Raw genomic sequence first — 17,538 nt, forward strand, 5'->3', positions numbered from 1 at the left:
CCTACCAACGGACGACTCCGTTCGGGTGAGCCATTACCGCTGGGTAGGGAGGTCGGCGCCCGGCCGGGAGCGATCACGGCGTAGGGTCCGCCGAATGGGGTTCGAGCGTGAGCGACGACGCTGGCGGGTCCGGCTGCACGACGAACTCGGCCGGGTTTGCGGTGCGGGCACGGTGCTGGACGAGTACCACGTCCTCACGAGCGCGCACGTCGTCGAAACCGCCGGGGGTCCGCGGTCCGCGTTGAGCGTCGACTTCGTCGGCCTGGCCGAGGCGATGCCCGGTTCGGCCACCGTCGTCGAAGGCTGCTGGGTGCCCTCCGACGGCGGCGGCCGCGGCGACCTCGCCGTGCTGCGCCTCGACCGTCCCGAGTCCCGCGTCTTCCGCGCGCCGCTGCACCGCATGCCGCTCGGCGAGCACCAGCTCGTCCGCGCGTTCGGGTTCCCGCCGGGCTCGGTCGGCCGCTGGACCCACGCCCGGCTCGGCGGCCCCGAACACCCCGGCGGCCCCGGCGGCGAGTGGGTCCGGCTGTTCCGCACGTCCGAAGCCGAGCCGCTCGGGCCCGGTTTCGGTGGCACGGCGGTGATCGACGAAGCGACCGGGCACGTCGTCGGCGTCGTCGTCGGCAAGGACACCGGCACGTGGATGATCCCGGTCGAGACCATGCTCGGGCACCTGCCGCAGCTGAGCATCTGGACGTCGGGCAGCCCGGCCGTCGACGCGAGCTTTTCGCGCCCGGTCGGCGAAGCCGTCGACGTCTCCTTCGTGCAGAGCGTCGCGGACTGGTTCGCCAAGGCCGAGCCCGGCACGGTCTGGGTGGTCGACACCGGCGAGGCCGGCTCGCCGGTCGCCGCGGCGCTGCGGTTCGGGATCGTCCTCGCCGACCGCGAACGTTCCCTGGGCGTGCCCGGCCTGCCGCCGGCGTTCGGGCAGATGCCGCCGGCGGGCAGCGTCGACCTCGCCGTCGACGCGACCGGCCGCACGGCCGACGCCGTCCGCCACCGCATCGCCGACCGGCTGACGACCGGGGTCGCCGGCCGCACGTTGGTCGTCGACGCGATCGACGACTCCGCCGAACCCGACCGGCTCGTCGGCGAGGTGCTGGCACCGCTCGCGGGCCGCGCGGCCGAGCTGGGGATCAGGTTGCTGCTCGGCTTCCGGGAGGAGTCCTCGCCGGGGGTCGCGGCGATCCGCGCGGGCACGCTCGGCGCCCGCCCGGCACCGGACGACCTGGCGGGCCGGCTCGACGTGCTGACGCAGTCGGTGGAGGAGCTCGCGGAGATCGAGGCGTACCAGCTGAGGGTGGCGACGCGGTTCACCGGAGTGGCGATGCTCCCGGCCCGAGCACAACGGCTGCGGGCGACGCTGAAGCAGCTGCGGTCGGCGGAGGTCGACGGCGACGCGGAGTGGGTGGAGAAGCACATCGACGGCCACGAGCACGCGGTGGCCCCGGCGGTCGAGGACGGCCGCCGCCAGCGGGCGGTGCTGGACGGGTTGGTCGCCCGCCGCGAGGAACTGCGGGCGCGGTTGGCCGCGGACAACGAGCTGGCGCGTGACCACGGCTTGGATGGGGACCCGGAGCTGGAGCAGGCGTACGTGCCGGCGAAGAGGTTGCTGATCGACGGCCCGTGCGAGTTGACAGCGGCGGCGACGGCGGTCGATACCTACGCGGCTGCGGTCCGGGCGCGGCTCGAAGACCGGCCCTGAGCAGGGTTTCGAGCGCGGCTTGAGCGCCGAAACTGTCGGTGGTGGCCGGTAGAGTGGAAAACGGGGGGCGCCCCTGGCGGGCTGGTCCGCGAGCGGCGCGGGTTCGTCTCGGCTGAGTGCCCCTGACCATCGCTTGGGTGCCGAAACTGTCGGTGCCGGCCGGTAAAGTGGAAACGGGGGGCGCCCCGCGGGGTTGCGTCGATTACTGCGCCTGACCTGCCCTGCGGCCTGTCGGTGCTGGGGAGCGTCTGCCGCTGCGAAGCTGGTGTGGCCGGTCGGTGCTGGTGAGCACCCACCACCCCGCAGCCCGATTGTGACTACGGCCGGCGGTACCGCGTCAAGGCGGGAAAGCGTGCCTTGACCCGGCACCGCCGGCCGTGTTCTGGCTTCGGATCGGGGTGGGGGGAGGGGTCTGGGCGGGGCGCAAGGGCGTGCCGCCCCTCACGCTCCGGCCATCGGCGGCCCAAGCCGGGGCGTGCCGCCCCGAGCCGGGGCGTGCCGCCCCCCGGAGCTCCGGCTACCGGCGGCCCAAGCCGCGGATCAGCACCATCACCGCTTCCCGCACCTCGCCCCTTGTCCGCTGCGGTCCGAACACCTGCCAGTCCAGCGCCACCACCAGCATCGTTCCGAACAACCCCGCCGCCGCCGTTGGGATCTGCACCCCCTCCGGCAGCCGGCCCGCCTCCTCCAACCGCGACAGCTGCTGCTTCACGATCGAGATGATCTCCTCGCGCAGCAGGGAAAGCGTTCCGTGCCACTGCCCGGGCGTGCGCCACAGCTCGCTCACCAGGATCTGCGAAAACCCCGGGTAAGCCGCGATGAACTCCAGCGTCGTGTCGACCTGCGCCTCGATCACGTCCAGCGGGTCCGCGTCCGAAACCGCCGAATGCAGCCGCGATGCCAGCATGTCCACCCCGTACCGCAGGAGCCCGTCGACCAGGCCGTCCTTCGAACCGAAGTTGTAGTAGACCGTGCCCTTCGCGACGCCCGCCTCGGCCGCGATGTCGTCGACCGTCAGCCCCACCAGGCCACGGCTCTTCGAGAGCCGCAGCGTGGCCTCGAAGAGCTTCTGCTTCGTCCCGCCGCTCACAGGCTCAGCTCGGGCTTGAGCGCGGACACCGTCCAAACGCGACGCTTGCGCGCGGCCAGCGTCGACACCAGGATCCCGCCCACCAAATACGCCAGCAGCACGCCGATGTCCCCCAGGATCTGCACCGTCGCGCCACTGTAGAACAGGTGGCGGAAGCCGTCGATCGCGTAGCCCATCGGCAGCACCACGTGCAGCGGGTACAGCGCGTCCGGGATCGTCTGCCACGGGAACGTGCCGCCCGCGCTGACCAGCTGCAGCACCAGCAGCACCAGCCCGAGGAACTTGCCGACCGCGCCGAAGAACGCGTTGAGCGCGTGCACCACCGACGTGAACGTCAGCGACACCAGCACCGCGAACCCGATCGCGCCCAGCGGGTGGGCGATGTGGATGCCGACCAGCCACGTCACCGCGCCGAACAGCACGACCACCTGCGCGACGCCCAGCAGTGCCGAGGACAGCCAGCCGCCGACGGCGACCCGGAACGGCGCCGCGCCCGCGGTCAGCGCCCGCGTCGAGAGCGGCCGCAGGATCAGGAACAGCACGAACGCGCCGATCCACGTGGCCAGCGAGATGAAGAACGGCGCGAGCCCGGCGCCGTACGTCCCCGCCGACGCCTCGCCGTTGGCGTTCACCGCCACCGGGTCGGCGATCGTGTTGGCCGTCGCCGCGCGCGTGGGGTCGTCCGGGTTCGGGATCTGCTGGAGCCCGGAAGCCAGCCCGTCACGCAGCTTCACCGCGCCGTCCGCCAGCTGGTTCGTGCCGGTGACGGCCGTCTTCTCGCCGTCGCTGAGCTTGGCGGCGCCGTCCTTCAGCTGGTTCGCGCCGTCCGACGCCTGCGCGATGCCGCTCGTCAGCTGCGGCGACGCGGCGGCGAGCTTGGCGGCGCCGTCGGACACCTGCCGGGCGCCGTCGGCCAGCTTCGCGAGGTCGCCGTTGGCCTGCTGGATCTTGCCGTTCGCCTGGTCGACGGGGGAGCGCAGCTGGTCCGCCCGCGCGACGATCGCCTGCACCTGCGTCTCCGGCACGCCGGCGTCGCGCAGATCGGTGACGAGCTGGGTGCGGTAGGAGTCGAGCTTGCCCTGGACGTCGGACGACGCCGTGGCGGCCAGCGACGCCGCGTCGGCGACCTTCTGGTCCCCGGCGGCCACCTGCGACGCGCCGTCGGCCAGCTTCTGCGTCTGTGACGGAAGAGAAGCCGTGCTGCTCTTCAACGTCCCGAGGCCGGTCGCCAGCGTCGACGAGCCGTCCGCGAGCTTCGCGGCGCCGTCGGCCAGCTGCTGCTGACCGGACTTCAGCTGCGTGGCACCGTCGGCGAGCTGCGAAGCGCCGGTCGAGGCCTCCTGGATCTTGGCGTAGATCGTCGAGAAGCCCACGAGGAACCGGTCCGCGGCCTCGCTGCCGACCTTCTCCGCGATGGTCTTGCGCACCTGCTCGGCGACCTGCTTGGCGATGGTGCCGGAAAGGTAGTTGTTGGCGTCGTTGGTGGTCAGCGTGATCGTCGCCTGCTGCGGCTGGAAGTTGCCGACCGACAGCAGCGCCGCGGAGAAGCCGCTGGGGATGCCGATCGCGAACGAGTACTTGTCGTCGCGGACGCCGTCGCGCGCCTCCTGCTCGGACACCTCGTGCCACTGGAAGGTGCCGGACTTGACCAGCTCGTCGGTCACCTCGCGGCCGACGTTGCGCTGCTGGCCGGTCGAATCCTTCGCGCCGGTGTCGCTGGTGAAGACGGCGGCGGGCAGCTTGTCGAGCCGGCCGTAGGGGTCGTAGTTCGCGTAGAGGTAGAAGGACGCGTAGAGCAGCGGCACCAGCACGAGCGCGACCAGCGCGAGCTTCGGCATCGTGCCGGTGGAGAGGCGGCGCAGCTCGTTGCGCGCGATCCGGAAGGCGTTCATTCGGGGACTCCGTCAGTGCTCTCGGGGAGCTCTTCGGTGGGTTCAGGGGCGTGGTGCTGCGGCTCGGGCTGCTCGGCGGCGCCCAGGAGCGCGGGCGGGAACGGCAACGCGGACAACGGCGTCGTCGCGGTCAGGACGACGACGGCGAGCCCGCGTTCGGCCTGCTCGCGGGCGAGGTCCGCCCAGCTGGCGACGTCGCTGGTGTGCCGGTCGGGCGTGTCGAGGACGAGCAGCCGGACGCCCTTGCGCTCGGCGGCCAGCTCGGTGAGCAGCCGCGTCCGCAGGGTCGGGGCGAGGTTCTCGAACCGCGTGCCGGCGAAGGGCGCGGCGTCGTGGGCGGCGAGCCAGCCGGCGACGTCTTCCTTGCCGGCCGGGCGGTGGGCGAGGGCCAGCTCTTCGCCGACGACCACGCGCAGGGGGAGGGCGTCGTCGGGCTCGCTGACGCCGGGGGCGTCGACGACCGCGACGAGCTCGGCCAGGCCGGCGTCGACGCCTTCGGCGTGCACGGTCCCGGTGGTCGGCTTCAGCCGGCCGGCCAGCGCGAGGCCGAACGCGGTGACGCCGACGCCGGGCTCGCCGTGCACGATCGCCAGGTCACCCTCGCCGACGGTCAGCGAGGTGGGCGGTAACAAGGTGCCGTGGTGCCCTTCGAGGGACACGCGATCGGCTCGGACCTGCACGGGGGACTCCAGCGTTTTTGAACTGACCGGTCAGTTCAAAAACGTAGTCCTCGCGGAGGTGGGCGGCAAGATCACCGGACGCACGTCACACCCGTGGGTGACTGACGAAGGTTCGCACCCGGTGAGCTTCGGCGCCGCTTGGCGGCCCCGGGTGGGTGAGGGTGCTGCCGTGCCGGCCGGCCTGGGCGGCACCGCACCCCGCGACCGGCCACTGGCCACCGTTCACCGGAGCGCGGACGCCGGGCGGATCTCCCAGCTCGTCCACAGTGGACGATAGCCCTGCCGGTGCCAGAACACCGACGACAGCGGGTTGGTCGGGTTGTAGTAGAGGTACGTGCGGGTGGCGCCGCCCCGGTGCAGCTCGCGGTGCACGTGGGCCATCAGCGCCCGCCCGAACCCGCTGCCGCGGTCGCCGGGCGCGGTCACGACGTTGTTCACGTAGCCCCAGCGGCCCGGCGGGAGCAGCTCCGCGGCCTCGTTGCCCGGCGCCGCGTCCACCCACGCGCAGTGCGCGAGCGCGCGGGCTTCGCCGTCCTCTTCGGCCAGCCAGACGGGCGGTTCGGCCTCGGCGAGGGCCGCGCGCAGGCCGGGGCCGAGCAGCTCGGCGGTGTTGGGACGGCGGGGTGAGGCGACGAGGCCGGTGTAGTCGAAGGTCGCCTCGGCGAGCGCCACCGCGGCGGCGTAGTCGGACGGCCCGGCGCGGCGGACGGTGACCGCCGGGTCCGCTTCGGGCGGCGGAGCGGTCCGCACGCCGACCGCCGACAGGGGGACCAGGCCGTGGTCGAGGAAGGCGCGGATCGCCTCGGCGTCCTGGCTGGGCCAGAGCACGACGCACGCCGAATCGCCGCCGGCCGGCTCCGCCTCCAGCCGGCCCTTGAGCGCGCGCAGCAGGAGGTCGGCGCCTTCGGTGCCGGTGTCGCCGAAGTACGGGAACAGCTGCCACGTGTCGGCGGCCGACCACAGCATCGGGATGTCACCGGGGCCGAACCGGTGCCGCTGCAGGACTCCGGTGACCTGCGTGCCCGCCGCCGTGGCCGCGTCCAGCCGTTCGCCCACCGCGGGCGGCGCGGCCGGCGGCAGCAGCGCGTCGACCGCCGCGAAGCGCGCGCGGTGGGCGGCGAGCAGCGGCTCGGCGATGTCCATGGGGCCCCCTGGTGCGTCGGTCAGGACCAGGCTGGTCGCCGGATCCACATCGTCCACAGTGGACGATAGCCCTGCCGGTGCCAGAACACCGGCGAGAGCGGGTTCGCCGGGTGGTAGAAGAGGAACGTACCGCGCGAGTCCGGTCGCAGCAGCTCGTGGTGGGCCACGGCCATCAGCGCCCGGCCCACCCCGCCGCCGCGCGCCTCGGGCGCGACCGACAGCGTGTCGACGTACCCCCAGCGCCCCGGCCGCAGCCGCCCGTGCACGCTGTCGCCCGGCGTCGGCGAGGCCAGCGCGCACGCGGCCATGCCGACCGGCACGCCGTCGTCCTCGGCGAGCCAGACCAGCCCGCTGAAGCGCAGCGACCGGACGACCTCCGCACGCAGCAGCGGCCGCGCGTCCGGCCGCTGCCGGGCGGTGCCGACCAGCGACGTGTAGCGCCATTCCGCGAGGCGCAGGTCGGTCAGCGCCTCGACGTCTCCCTCGCCCGCGCGGCGGACGGTCACCCGCGCAGGTGCCTGCTCCGCGGGTGGGCCGGGCTTCCGCACCGCCAGGTGCGTCATCGGCGCGAAGCCGTGGGCGAGCAGGACCGCGGACGCCTCGGCGTCGCGGCTCGGCCAGGCCACCGAGCAGCCCGAATCCGGCTCCGGACGCGTCCCGCGCAGCCGGTCGCGCCACGCGCCGAGCAGCGCGGCCAGGCCCGCCGCGCCGCTGTCGCCCGGCACCGCGGTCAGGTCATGGATCTCCAGCGGGCCCCACAGCGCGGGCCACGACCCCGGCGCGTGCACGACGTGCGTCAGCAGGCCGCCCGCACGGAGCCCGCCGGCGGCCACCACCAGCGGCTCGCTCGCCGCGGGCGGGGCCGCGATCGGCGGGAGGAGCGGGTCGAGCGCGGCGAACCGCGCGTTCTGCTGGGCTTCGAGGGAGTTCACGAGCGGCGCGTGCGGAAGATCGCGGTGCCCGGGAAGAGCCGGCCGCGCAGCGGGCTCCACTGGCCCCAGACCCGCGTGTGCCCCGCCGGCCACTCGGGCTCGACCAGGTCGGTCAGGGTGAACCCGGCCGCGGCCAGCGCGCGCACGTAGTCGCCGAGCGTGTGGTGGTACTCGACGTAGGTGGCGGTGCCCTCGTCGTCGACCTCCACGTACGGCGTGCGGTCGAAGTACGGCTGGGTGACGGTGAGCCCCTGCGGGCCCGGGTCGTCCGGGAAGATCCACCGCATCGGGTGGGTCACCGAGAACACCCACGGCGCACCCGGCCGCAGCACCCGGTGCACCTCCGCGAAGACGGCGTCCACCGAGGCCACGAACGGGATCGCGCCGAACGCCGAGCAGGCGGCGTCGAAGCTGCCCGACGCCAGCGGCAGGTACTCGGCGTTGGCCTGCACCAGCGGGACGTCGAGCCCGGTGCGGGCGTTGCCGTCGCGGGCGTGGCGCAGCATGCCGGCGGACAGGTCGGTCGCCACGGCCAACGCGCCTTCGGCCGTCAGCCAGCGCGCGCAGGCGGCCTGCCCGCACCCGACCTCCAGCACGCGCTTGCCGCGGACGTCGCCGAGCAGCCGCGCCTCCGCCTCACGCACGCCCTCCGGGCACCAGACGAAGTCGGCGTCGCCGAGGAACCCGCCGTGCTCGGCCTGGTAGTCGTCCGCGTCGGCGTCCCACCAGGCGAGGTTCGCGGCGGCGGCTTCGGCGCCCCCGACCTCGCGGTAGGCGACGGCCGCGGTGCCCAGCCGGTGCTCGGCCGCGTCGTGGCGCCCCGGCGCGGGCGGCTCCTCCGGTGGCATGATGGTGGTCTCCGGTCCGCTGCGTGTTTGCTTCCGCGAGGACCTTAGCGATCGAGGGGGACCCTGATTGTGCCCCCTAGCGGCCGCCGCGTACGATAAGTGTTAGCGCAGTGGGTTCGCGCTGCCTTCCGCTCAGCTTCTGGTTGGGACTCGGGTCGCGCACCGTATGCGGGGTCATGCCGCGGTCGTTCACTGGTGGACGTTTGCTCGCAGGGTCGTCGTATGCCGCCCATCGCGTCGACAACTGCCAACCCTCGATTCCCATCCACCGGAGCAACCCGCCTAATGACCACCGACACCGCCACCGCCCCGACCGCCCCCACCGGGCCCCAGCAGGTCGCCATCAACGACATCGGGTCGGAGGAAGACTTCCTCGCGGCGATCGACAAGACGATCAAGTACTTCAACGATGGCGACATCGTCGAAGGCACGATCGTCAAGGTCGACCGCGACGAGGTCCTGCTCGACATCGGCTACAAGACCGAGGGTGTCATCCCCTCGCGTGAGCTCTCCATCAAGCACGATGTCGACCCGGCTGAGGTTGTCACCGTCGGCGATGAGGTCGAAGCCCTCGTTCTCCAGAAGGAGGACAAGGAAGGCCGTCTGATCCTGTCCAAGAAGCGCGCGCAGTACGAGCGCGCCTGGGGCACGATCGAGGAGCTCAAGGAGAAGGACGAGCCCGTCAAGGGCACCGTCATCGAGGTCGTCAAGGGCGGCCTCATCCTGGACATCGGCCTGCGCGGCTTCCTCCCCGCGTCCCTGGTCGAGATGCGCCGCGTCCGCGACCTGCAGCCGTACGTCGGCCGCGAGCTCGAGGCGAAGATCATCGAGCTGGACAAGAACCGCAACAACGTGGTCCTGTCCCGCCGCGCCTACCTGGAGCAGACCCAGTCCGAGGTGCGCAGCGAGTTCCTCAACGCGCTCGCCAAGGGCCAGGTCCGCAAGGGCGTCGTGTCGTCCATCGTCAACTTCGGTGCCTTCGTGGACCTGGGTGGCGTCGACGGCCTGGTGCACGTCTCCGAGCTGTCCTGGAAGCACATCGACCACCCGTCCGAGGTCGTCGAGGTCGGCCAGGAGGTCACGGTCGAGGTCCTGGACGTCGACATGGACCGCGAGCGCGTCTCGCTGTCGCTGAAGGCGACCCAGGAAGACCCGTGGCGCCAGTTCGCCCGCACCCACGCGATCGGCCAGATCGTGCCGGGCAAGGTCACCAAGCTGGTTCCGTTCGGTGCGTTCGTGCGCGTCGAAGAGGGCATCGAGGGCCTGGTCCACATCTCCGAGCTGGCCGAGCGCCACGTGGAGATCCCGGAGCAGGTCGTCCAGGTCAACGGCGACGTCATGGTCAAGGTCATCGACATCGACCTCGAGCGCCGTCGCATCTCGCTGTCGCTGAAGCAGGCGAACGAGGGTGTCACGCCGGACACCGAGTTCGACCCGACCCAGTACGGCATGGCCGCCGAGTACGACGCCGAGGGCAACTACATCTACCCCGAAGGCTTCGACCCGGACACCCAGGAGTGGCAGGAAGGCTTCGACAAGCAGCGTGAGGAGTGGGAGCGCCAGTACGCCGAGGCGCACACCCGTTACGAGGCCCACATGAAGCAGGTCCAGAAGGCCGTCGAGGCCGACGCGGAGGCCGCGGCCGACGCGGCGACCGGCGTCGAGGGTGGCTCGGAGAGCTACACCTCGGGCTCGACCTCGACCGACACGAAGAGCAGCGGCGGCACCCTCGCCTCCGACGAGCAGCTCGCGGCGCTCCGCGAGAAGCTCTCCGGCGGTGCGTGAGCACTAGCGCTCTGAGCTGACGAACGAACCCCCGGTCCACTGCGGACCGGGGGTTCGTTTCGTGTTCCGGGGGTCAGCGGTTGCGCAGGCCGAGGCCGGTGATCATCGCCGTGACGCCGCGGCGGTACATCTCTTCGTTCGCCTCGTCGGTCGGCGGGATGAACCAGTCCGGCAGCGGCGTCCGCGACGCCAGCATCAGCTCCGCCCCGACCAGGCCGTGCATCGCCGTCCACAGCTGGTACGCCGCCGCGCGGGGGTCCGCTTCCGGTGGGCACACCCGCTCGACGCGGGCGATGAACAACGTGAACGTCGTCCGCAGCACCGCCGACCGCAGCGCGGGGTCGGGGTCGAACCCCGGCACCGGACGCTCGAACATCAGCGCGTAGCGGACGGGGCTCTCGCGCGCGAACCGCCGGTACTCGAGCGCCAGGTGCAGCAGGTCCGCGACGCCGTCCGGGCTCGACGGCGGCAGCCCCTCCAGCAGCTCCCGGAGCGAGTCGAACGTGCGCTCGTACAGGGCGTCGAGCAGGCCTGCGCGGCCGCCGAAGCGGGCGTACACCGAGAGCGTCGACGCGCCGGCCGCTTCGGCCACCCCGCGCACCGACAGCCCCGAGACGCCGCGGTCGAACAGCACCGACAGCGCCGCGTCCAGGAAGCGTTCGCGGTTGCCCTGCTCGGCGGGGCGCATCGACAGGTGCCTGGTGGCCACGGCGCACCCCCTTCGCGCACAACGACGTCCGGGTGACCCACCCGCAGCAGAAGATACGATATCCGGCGCTTCTTGGGAATGCGGCCGATGTCCGGATGTGCGGGGTTCCCGTCCGGCGGACGCATGTCCGGGCACGGCGGACCCGGGCATCGTCACCGTCATGAACGTTCCCGACAGCGCCCTCGCGCGTGAAGCCGCCGACTACGTCCGCGACACGGCCGGCCCGCTGCTCTACGACCACTCGTCGCGCGTCTACCTCTTCGGCGCCCTCCAGGGCGAGCGGCTCGGCCTCGACTTCGACGCCGAGCTGCTCTACGTGGCCGCCCTGTTCCACGACCTCGGGCTGGTCGAAGGCCACCGCACCGACCGGCGCTTCGAGCTCGACGGCGCGGACGAGGCCCGGCGCTTCCTGCTGGACCACGACGTCGACGCCGAACGCGCCCGGATCGCCTGGACCGCCATCGCGCTGCACACCACCCCGGGCATCCCCGCGCACATGGAACCCGAGGTCGCCCTGGTGACGGCGGGCGTCGAGTACGACGTCCTGGGCATCGGCTACGACGACCTGTCCGAGCGGGACCGGGCGGCGGTCGTGGCCGCGCACCCGCGGCCGGACTTCAAGCGGCGCATCCTCGCGGCGTTCACCGAAGGCATCCGTGACCGGCCCGACACGACGTTCGGGAACGTCAAAGCCGACGTCCTGGCCCGGTTCGTGCCAGGCTTCACGCGCACGGACTTCGTGACCACGATCGAGGACTCACCCTGGGAGGACTGACCGCATGGAGCACCCCGAGCCCGGCACGGTGGTCGTCACCGCGAGCGGCGACGGCACGTACACGCAGCAGGTGACGACGGCGACGCACGAGCTGCTGGTCGACGAGCCGGTCGCGGTCGGGGGCGCGGACGCCGGGCCGAACCCGTACGAGCTGCTGCTGGCGTCGCTGGGTTCGTGCACGGCGATCACGCTGCGGATGTACGCGGACCGCAAGGGCATCCCGCTGACCCGCGCGACGATCCGCCTGCGCCACGACCGCATCCACGCGGAGGACTGCGCGAAGTGCGAGACCGAGCGCGGAATGCTGAGCCGGATCACGCGCGAGATTTCGCTGGAGGGGGATTTGGACGACGACCAGCGCGCGAGGTTGATGGTGATCGCGGACAAGTGTCCGGTGCATCGGACGCTGTCTTCGGAGATCGCGATCGAGACCCGCGAGGTCGCGGGCTGAGCGCAGGCCGGTCGGGTCGGCCGGGCAGTTCGCGGCGGCGGCAAGTCGGCCGGCGCGCGGCGGGCCGGCGGTCGAGCGAGGGCGCAAACGTTCGCGTGGAGTCTTGCCGCCCCGAAGCGGCTCGGCCGATCAAGCCCGAGCCGGGTGCGGCCGGCAGCTACGCCGCTTGGGCCGTCGCCGGCCGGATCGTCGCCGTGCCGACCGCCGGGACCCAGATGCGTTCGAGAGCCGCCGCGCGGGCCTTGCGGCGCAACCCCGCGAAGCTGTGCTTCGCCGGGACCAGCAGGGTGCTCAGCCACGTCCGGCGGTAATCCGCCAGCGCCTCGGCCACGGGGCGGTGAAGAACGCAGTGCACCAGCCCCGGCGTGCCGAGCCGGTGCCTTCCGACGTGCTTGCTGTCCGCCATCGTTCCTCCGTGTGGGCGACCCTGTCGCGCGCACGCTACGCAATCGCGCCGGAGGACGTGGGTAAGCAACGCGGCGTGTCCGGATATCGGTTGAGTCACGCGTCACGTTCTCCTTGCGGCTCACCCGTCCGTGTGCCTCAAGCGGGCCCGGACGCGCCGCCGCAGGTCACCGTCCCGAACGGGATCCACGTCCGCTCCACCGTGTAGAGCTTCGCGGCCGGCGTGTACCGGAACCACGCCTGCACCCGGTACACCCCGGACACGCACGCGACGGGCGGTGCGGGCGACGCCGTCACCGCGTCGGGCACCGCCACCGCGAGCCCACCCGCGCACAAAACGGCGGCCGCCGGCCTGCCGAACCTCATCCTCATGGCTCCCCCTCCATGTGACGGGCCAGGCGAACCCGCTGACATCGCCATCGGTAATCGATTACCCGCGTTACGGGTCCGCCGCTGCCGTCACACGAATGGGCGCACGGAAAGCCCGTCCGAAGGGGCTGACTAGGGTGATCGGCATGTTGCGTGTGGGGTTGACGGGTGGCATCGGGGCAGGCAAGTCGACCGTGGCGAACCGGCTCGCCGAGCACGGCGCCGTGCTGATCGACTCCGACCGGATCGCCCGCGAGGTGGTCGCGCCCGGGACCGAGGGGCTCGCCCGGCTCGCCGAGGAGTTCGGCGAAGAGATCCTGGCCGCGGACGGCTCGCTCGACCGGCCCGCCCTCGCCGCCAAGGCGTTCGCCGACGACGAGTCGCGCCGCCGGCTGAACGCGATCGTGCACCCGCTGGTCGGCGCCCGCACCGGCGAGCTGATGGCCGCCGCCGCGCCGGACGCCGTCATCGTCCACGACATCCCGCTGCTCGTCGAGAACGGCCTCGCGACGGCGTACCACCTGGTCGTGGTCGTCGACGCGCCGGTCGAGGTGCGGGTCCGGCGGCTGGTGTCGGCGCGCGGGATGGCCGAGGACGACGCGCGGGCGCGGATCCGGGCGCAGGCGAGCGACGAGCAGCGCCGCGCCGTCGCCGACGTGTGGCTGGACAACGGCGGTCCCGAAGACGCCGTGCTCCTCGACGTCGACGCGCTGTGGGCCGACCGGCTGGTGCCCTTCGAGGCGAACGTCCGGCTGCGCAAGCCCCGCCCGCCGGTCTCCCCGAAGATCGCCGAGTACGACCTCACCTGGCCCGCGCAGGCCGAGCGGGTGCTCGCCCGGGTCCGCGCCGCGGCGGGGGAGCTCGCGCGTCGCGCCGACCACATCGGCTCGACCGCCGTGCCCGGCCTGCCCGCGAAGGACGTCCTCGACCTGCAGCTCACGGTGTCCACTTTGGACGACGCCGACACGCTCGCGGACCTGCTGTCCGACGCGGGGTTCCCGCGCCTGGCGGACGACTGGTACGACGACGCCCTGGACGGCACCGGGACGTGGCCGAAGCGCCTGCACGTCGGCGCGGACCCGAAGCGCGCGGTCAACCTGCACGTCCGGTCCGAGGAGACGCCCGCGTGGCGGCTCGCGCTGCTCTTCCGCGACTATATGCGCGCGAACCCGGAGGAGCGCGACGACTACCGCGACGTCAAGCTGCGGCTGGCCGACGCGCACGCCGAGGACGGCAACGTCGCCGCCTACGCCGACGAGAAGCAGGAGTTCGTCAACGGCGTGTTCGCCCGCGCCGAGAAGTGGGCCGCGACCACCGGCTGGACGCCCTAGGAGCCGAGCAACCCGCGTTCGAAGGCGACCGCCACCGCGGCCGCGCGGTCGTTGACGCCGAGCTTCGCGTAGACGTGGATCAGGTGCGTCTTGACCGTCGCCTCGCTGATGAACAGCTTCTTCGCCGCTTCCTTGTTCGTCGACCCGCGCGCGACCAGCGTGAGCACCTCGAGTTCGCGCTGGGACAGCGGTTCGTGCGCCGGCTCGCGCATGCGGCCCAGCAGCCGGCTCGCGACGGCGGGGGAGAGCACCGCCTCGCCGCGGGCGGCGGCCTCGACCGCGCGGAACAGGTCTTCGCGCGGGGCGTCCTTGAGCAGGTAGCCCGTCGCGCCCGCCTCGACCGCGGGCAGGACGTCGGAGTCCGTGTCGTACGTCGTGAGCACCAGGACGCGCGCCGGGTTGCCCAGCCGGGCCAGTTCGGTGATCGCCGCGACGCCGTCGGTGCCCGGCATCCGCAGGTCCATCAGCACGACGTCGGGGCGCAGCCGCTCGGCCAGCACGACGGCTTCGGCGCCGTTCGCGGCCTCCCCGACGACCTCGAAGCCGCGGCCGGTGAAGATGCCGCGCAGGCCGTCGCGGACGACGGGGTGGTCGTCGGCGATGAGCACGGTGATCGTCATGCGGAAGCCTCCGGCGGGGCGGGGACGGCGGGCAGGACGGCCGAGATCGCGGTGCCGCCGCCGGGTTCGGACTCGACGTGCAGCGTACCGGCGAGCCGCTGGACGCGCCGCCGCATCCCGGGGAGCCCGAAGCCGGGCCCGGGTCCGGGGACGAACCCGGCGCCGTCGTCGCGGACGTCCAGAGTCACTTCCTCGTCCATGTACGACAGGGTGAGGCCGACCCGCCCCGCCGCGGCGTGCTTGTCCACATTGGACAGCGCTTCCTGGGTGACGCGCAGGACGGTCGACTCGATCTCCGGGTGCAGCGGCCGCGCGACGCCGGTGGTGGTGACCCCGGCGGGCACGCCGGTCCGCGCGCTCCACCGCGCCGCGACCCCGGCGAGCGCCTCGGGCAGCGTCGCGGAGTCGAGGTGCTCGGGGTGCAGCGCGTGCACCGAACGCCGGGCGGCCGTGAGGTTTTCCCGCGCGAGCGCGGTCGCGGAGTCCAGGTGCCGCTGCCACTCCGCCGGCTCGTCCTTGGCCAGCGCGGCGGCTTCGAGCTGCGTGATGATGCCCGTGAAGCCCTGCGCCAGGGTGTCGTGGATCTCCTGCGCCAGCCGCTGCCGCTCGTCGAGCACCCCGGCTTCGCGGGCCTGGCTGAGCAATTGCCGTTGCAGCCCTTCGTTTTCCGCCTGCGCGGCGGCCAGCTCGTCGAGCATGCGCCGGCGTTCCTCGTTCTGCCGGGCGACCGCCGCCGACAGCAGCCCGCCGCCCCCGATGGCCGCGGTCTGCACGACGATGATCGTGATCCAGACGCCCGGCCGTTCTTTCAGGGCGTGCACGGGACCGCCGTTGCCGAGGGTGTTGATGAGCAGCGACGTCATCGCCAGCGCGGCGAAGGCGAGCCACGTCGGCCGCAGCCGCATGGCGGACAGGAACGCGTAGATCATGAAGATGACGTAGGAGATGTCGCGGACTTCGAGGGCGCTGCCCAGCCCGAGGACGCCGAGGAAGGTGAGCAGGGCGAAGGCGGGCCGCTCGCGCAACCGCGCCGGCGCGAACACCACCGTGCCGAGCACCCAGAGCGCGGTCCCGGCGATCAGGGCACCGGTGACCGTCCACCAGCGGCCGTCGTGGCCGCCGACGCCGACGCTGACGCCGGACGCGACGGCCAGGAGCACACCGGGCAGGAATCGTTCGACGCGGTACAGCCACGGCTGCCAGCCGGCCGCGGTCCGCGCCGACTCCGGCGGCCACATCGGCCGGTCCCAGTCGACCCCGAGGCTCACGCTCGCATGTCTTTCAGCTCCGGCCAGATCTCGGCCCAGCCGGCGGTCCGACCGGTGAGCTGCCAGACGGGCATGTGCTCGCTCGCGTTCCGGACGCCGAGCCGGTTGCCGACCTGGCCGACGACGCGCGCGTCCCCGAAGTACTTGGCGAGTTTCGACGGGTCGTAGCCGACGAAGAGCACGGTGCCGGCGTTGTCGGCCGGCCGGCCGAAGTACCAGAAGCCGCGGCTCGGGCTGTACGCCTCGGGCAGGCCGCGCTCGGGCCCGTACCGGCCGAGGGCGCCCGCCTGCCAATAGCCGCCGGTGACGATCGCCGTGTCCGGCGGCGCGGTCCGGTACAGCTTGGCGACGTCGTCGGCGAGGTCCGGCCAGCCGAGCTCTTCGGCCGCGTACGCGGGCCGCGGCGCGGCCGGGTGGTCGACCAGCCAGTGCGCCGGCCAGACCGGCAGCGTGAACGGCAGGCTGAACAGGGCCGACAGCACGAACACCGGCCAGGTCGGCACCCACCGCCACCAGCGGGAGGGCTCGAGACCTTCGAAGTGCACGGCCGCCGCGGCCCACAGCACGCCGAACGTCCCGGCCGCGTAGTAGTACCGCCCGTTGGCGACCAGGAAGACCGCGACGACGCCCAGGGCCGTCCAGCCGAGGAACCGGTAGGGCCGCAGCTGCTTGCTGCCGATCAGCACCGCGACGCCGTAGACGACACCGAGCGCGCCGATCACCCAGCCGGCCCCGGCCAGCAGCTGCGGAACGAAGCTTTCGCGGCCGCCCGCCGCGTCGACCTCGGCACCGACCGCGTCGCCCATCCCGAGCTGCGGCCAGCCGTTCGCGCGCTGCCACAGCAGGGTGGGCACCAGCGAGCCGGCGGCGATCAGCGCGCCCAGCCAGAGCTTCGGCCGCCGCAGCAGCTCCCGCGGGCCGAACGCGAGCACCGCGAGCCCGGCCACCACCCAGAACGCGCCGATGAGCAGCTTGTCGTTGAGCGCCACCGCCGTCACGACGCCGAGCCACACCAGCAGCTTGTCGTCGCGGGCGCGGACCCAGCGCACCAGCAGCCACAGCACGAGCGTCCACAGCAGCGGGTCGATCGTCGACGTCGCCAGGTAGTGGCCGCTGCCGACGAACTGCCCGCAGATCGCGTACGCCGCCGCGGCCCGCGCCTGCGCCTTGCGCCGCCCACCCAGCTCGCGGGCGATCAGCGCGGTGACGACGACCCCGGCCGCGGTCGCCGCGATCGCCGGCAGCCGGAAGACGACGAGCGAGCCCGGCGCCAGGGTGTCCATCGCCCATGCCAGGAACGGGACGAGCGGCGGCTGGTCGGCGTAGCCCCAGGCCAGGTGCTTCCCGGCGGCGAGGAAGTACAGCTCGTCGCCGAAGTAGCCGTAGCGGCCCGCCGTCAGCAGCAACGCGGTGGCCGTGCCCAGCGCGAGCAGCGCGACCGGCAGCCGGGCGAAGGGGGCGAGTGCGGCTTTCGCCTGGTTGGGTGCCGTGGCTACGGCGTCCATCGTGCTCCTTGTCCGTGGTCGGCGCCGGTC

General features: G+C 73.0%; 17 protein-coding genes. 5 read left to right on the forward strand and 12 right to left on the reverse strand.

From position 1 onward, the window contains the following. Window positions 1–94: 94 nt before the first annotated feature. A complete protein-coding gene (locus ACIQWX_RS28880; protein ID WP_400877376.1) occupies window positions 95–1,705 on the forward strand; it encodes a trypsin-like peptidase domain-containing protein in 1,611 nt (536 codons plus the stop codon). Window positions 1,706–2,222: 517 nt separating this feature from the next. Here the strand turns inward: ACIQWX_RS28880 and ACIQWX_RS28885 are convergent. From ACIQWX_RS28885 to ACIQWX_RS28910, 6 genes are all read right to left on the reverse strand, one after another. Then, window positions 2,223–2,795: a TetR/AcrR family transcriptional regulator gene (locus tag ACIQWX_RS28885; protein WP_400877378.1), complete on the reverse strand. Its 573-nt coding sequence runs from the start codon at window positions 2,793–2,795 to the stop codon at window positions 2,223–2,225. After that, a complete protein-coding gene (locus tag ACIQWX_RS28890) occupies window positions 2,792–4,687 on the reverse strand; it encodes a YhgE/Pip family protein (protein ID WP_400877380.1) in 1,896 nt (631 codons plus the stop codon). Before ACIQWX_RS28890 ends, ACIQWX_RS28885 begins: the two co-directional genes overlap by 4 nt. Beyond that, window positions 4,684–5,367, reverse strand: a complete 684-nt coding sequence (locus ACIQWX_RS28895; RefSeq protein WP_400877382.1) for an ABC transporter ATP-binding protein — start codon at window positions 5,365–5,367, stop codon at window positions 4,684–4,686. The genes ACIQWX_RS28890 and ACIQWX_RS28895 overlap by 4 nt, the downstream gene beginning before the upstream one ends. Before the next feature lie 222 nt (window positions 5,368–5,589). Further along, the gene (locus tag ACIQWX_RS28900) at window positions 5,590–6,510 is read right to left on the reverse strand and encodes a GNAT family N-acetyltransferase (protein ID WP_400877384.1); all 921 of its coding nucleotides are present in this window, start codon (window positions 6,508–6,510) and stop codon (window positions 5,590–5,592) included. A gap of 20 nt (window positions 6,511–6,530) precedes the next feature. Continuing rightward, window positions 6,531–7,442, reverse strand: coding sequence for a GNAT family N-acetyltransferase (locus ACIQWX_RS28905; RefSeq protein WP_400877386.1), 912 nt, complete (start codon window positions 7,440–7,442; stop codon window positions 6,531–6,533). Continuing rightward, window positions 7,439–8,290 carry a class I SAM-dependent methyltransferase gene (locus ACIQWX_RS28910; protein ID WP_400877388.1) on the reverse strand — a complete coding sequence of 284 codons (852 nt, stop codon included), beginning with the start codon at window positions 8,288–8,290 and terminating at the stop codon, window positions 7,439–7,441. Before ACIQWX_RS28910 ends, ACIQWX_RS28905 begins: the two co-directional genes overlap by 4 nt. A gap of 285 nt (window positions 8,291–8,575) precedes the next feature. Between ACIQWX_RS28910 and rpsA the strand changes: the two genes are divergently transcribed. Continuing rightward, window positions 8,576–10,075 (forward strand): 30S ribosomal protein S1, encoded by a 1,500-nt coding sequence (gene rpsA, locus ACIQWX_RS28915; RefSeq protein WP_364451091.1) that lies wholly within the window; start codon window positions 8,576–8,578, stop codon window positions 10,073–10,075. A gap of 73 nt (window positions 10,076–10,148) precedes the next feature. Here rpsA and ACIQWX_RS28920 read toward each other — a convergent pair whose 3' ends face one another. Then, window positions 10,149–10,763 (reverse strand): TetR/AcrR family transcriptional regulator, encoded by a 615-nt coding sequence (locus tag ACIQWX_RS28920; RefSeq protein ID WP_400877619.1) that lies wholly within the window; start codon window positions 10,761–10,763, stop codon window positions 10,149–10,151. 181 nt (window positions 10,764–10,944) lie between these two features. On the opposite strand from ACIQWX_RS28920, the gene ACIQWX_RS28925 reads away from it, so the two are divergent. Together ACIQWX_RS28925 and ACIQWX_RS28930 are read left to right on the forward strand one after the other, a co-directional pair. Then, window positions 10,945–11,559, forward strand: coding sequence for an HD domain-containing protein (locus ACIQWX_RS28925; RefSeq protein WP_400877391.1), 615 nt, complete (start codon window positions 10,945–10,947; stop codon window positions 11,557–11,559). Window positions 11,560–11,563: 4 nt separating this feature from the next. Beyond that, complete coding sequence (locus tag ACIQWX_RS28930) at window positions 11,564–12,010, forward strand: OsmC family protein (protein ID WP_400877393.1); 447 nt, start codon at window positions 11,564–11,566, stop codon at window positions 12,008–12,010. Between the two features lie 157 nt (window positions 12,011–12,167). Here the strand turns inward: ACIQWX_RS28930 and ACIQWX_RS28935 are convergent, their stop codons facing one another. Together ACIQWX_RS28935 and ACIQWX_RS28940 are read right to left on the reverse strand one after the other, a co-directional pair. Further along, a complete protein-coding gene (locus ACIQWX_RS28935) occupies window positions 12,168–12,416 on the reverse strand; it encodes a hypothetical protein (RefSeq protein WP_400877395.1) in 249 nt (82 codons plus the stop codon). A 137-nt stretch (window positions 12,417–12,553) separates the two neighbouring features. Continuing rightward, window positions 12,554–12,787 carry a hypothetical protein gene (locus ACIQWX_RS28940; protein WP_400877397.1) on the reverse strand — a complete coding sequence of 78 codons (234 nt, stop codon included), beginning with the start codon at window positions 12,785–12,787 and terminating at the stop codon, window positions 12,554–12,556. A 143-nt stretch (window positions 12,788–12,930) separates the two neighbouring features. Here ACIQWX_RS28940 and coaE point away from each other — a divergent pair, with 143 nt between their 5' ends. Continuing rightward, a complete protein-coding gene (coaE, locus tag ACIQWX_RS28945) occupies window positions 12,931–14,115 on the forward strand; it encodes a dephospho-CoA kinase (protein ID WP_400877399.1) in 1,185 nt (394 codons plus the stop codon). Here coaE and ACIQWX_RS28950 read toward each other — a convergent pair. Genes ACIQWX_RS28950 through ACIQWX_RS28960 form a run of 3 tightly spaced genes read right to left on the reverse strand, consistent with a single transcriptional unit; the run spans window position 14,112 to window position 17,508 of the window. Next, window positions 14,112–14,735, reverse strand: coding sequence for a response regulator (locus ACIQWX_RS28950; protein WP_400877401.1), 624 nt, complete (start codon window positions 14,733–14,735; stop codon window positions 14,112–14,114). The two genes, coaE and ACIQWX_RS28950, sit on opposite strands and share 4 nt — an antisense overlap. After that, window positions 14,732–16,003, reverse strand: coding sequence for a sensor histidine kinase (locus tag ACIQWX_RS28955; protein WP_400877403.1), 1,272 nt, complete (start codon window positions 16,001–16,003; stop codon window positions 14,732–14,734). Before ACIQWX_RS28955 ends, ACIQWX_RS28950 begins: the two co-directional genes overlap by 4 nt. Then, window positions 16,000–17,508, reverse strand: a complete 1,509-nt coding sequence (locus tag ACIQWX_RS28960; protein ID WP_400877405.1) for an ArnT family glycosyltransferase — start codon at window positions 17,506–17,508, stop codon at window positions 16,000–16,002. Before ACIQWX_RS28960 ends, ACIQWX_RS28955 begins: the two co-directional genes overlap by 4 nt. Window positions 17,509–17,538: the final 30 nt, after the last annotated feature.

It is taken from the genome of Amycolatopsis sp. NPDC098790, from assembly GCF_044759945.1.
Classification (GTDB): Bacteria; Actinomycetota; Actinomycetes; order Mycobacteriales; family Pseudonocardiaceae; genus Amycolatopsis.

Excerpts from the sequence above, each read along its gene's own strand:
- ACIQWX_RS28880 (WP_400877376.1), top strand. The coding sequence starts at position 95 with ATGGGGTTCGAGCGTGAGCGACGACGCTGGCGGGTCCGGCTGCACGAC.
- ACIQWX_RS28890 (WP_400877380.1), bottom strand. The coding sequence starts at position 4,687 with ATGAACGCCTTCCGGATCGCGCGCAACGAGCTGCGCCGCCTCTCCACC.
- ACIQWX_RS28900 (WP_400877384.1), bottom strand. The coding sequence starts at position 6,510 with ATGGACATCGCCGAGCCGCTGCTCGCCGCCCACCGCGCGCGCTTCGCG.
- ACIQWX_RS28910 (WP_400877388.1), bottom strand. The coding sequence starts at position 8,290 with ATGCCACCGGAGGAGCCGCCCGCGCCGGGGCGCCACGACGCGGCCGAG.
- rpsA (WP_364451091.1), top strand. The coding sequence starts at position 8,576 with ATGACCACCGACACCGCCACCGCCCCGACCGCCCCCACCGGGCCCCAG.
- ACIQWX_RS28920 (WP_400877619.1), bottom strand. The coding sequence starts at position 10,763 with ATGCGCCCCGCCGAGCAGGGCAACCGCGAACGCTTCCTGGACGCGGCG.
- ACIQWX_RS28925 (WP_400877391.1), top strand. The coding sequence starts at position 10,945 with ATGAACGTTCCCGACAGCGCCCTCGCGCGTGAAGCCGCCGACTACGTC.
- ACIQWX_RS28930 (WP_400877393.1), top strand. The coding sequence starts at position 11,564 with ATGGAGCACCCCGAGCCCGGCACGGTGGTCGTCACCGCGAGCGGCGAC.
- ACIQWX_RS28935 (WP_400877395.1), bottom strand. The coding sequence starts at position 12,416 with ATGGCGGACAGCAAGCACGTCGGAAGGCACCGGCTCGGCACGCCGGGG.
- ACIQWX_RS28940 (WP_400877397.1), bottom strand. The coding sequence starts at position 12,787 with ATGAGGATGAGGTTCGGCAGGCCGGCGGCCGCCGTTTTGTGCGCGGGT.
- coaE (WP_400877399.1), top strand. The coding sequence starts at position 12,931 with ATGTTGCGTGTGGGGTTGACGGGTGGCATCGGGGCAGGCAAGTCGACC.
- ACIQWX_RS28950 (WP_400877401.1), bottom strand. The coding sequence starts at position 14,735 with ATGACGATCACCGTGCTCATCGCCGACGACCACCCCGTCGTCCGCGAC.
- ACIQWX_RS28960 (WP_400877405.1), bottom strand. The coding sequence starts at position 17,508 with ATGGACGCCGTAGCCACGGCACCCAACCAGGCGAAAGCCGCACTCGCC.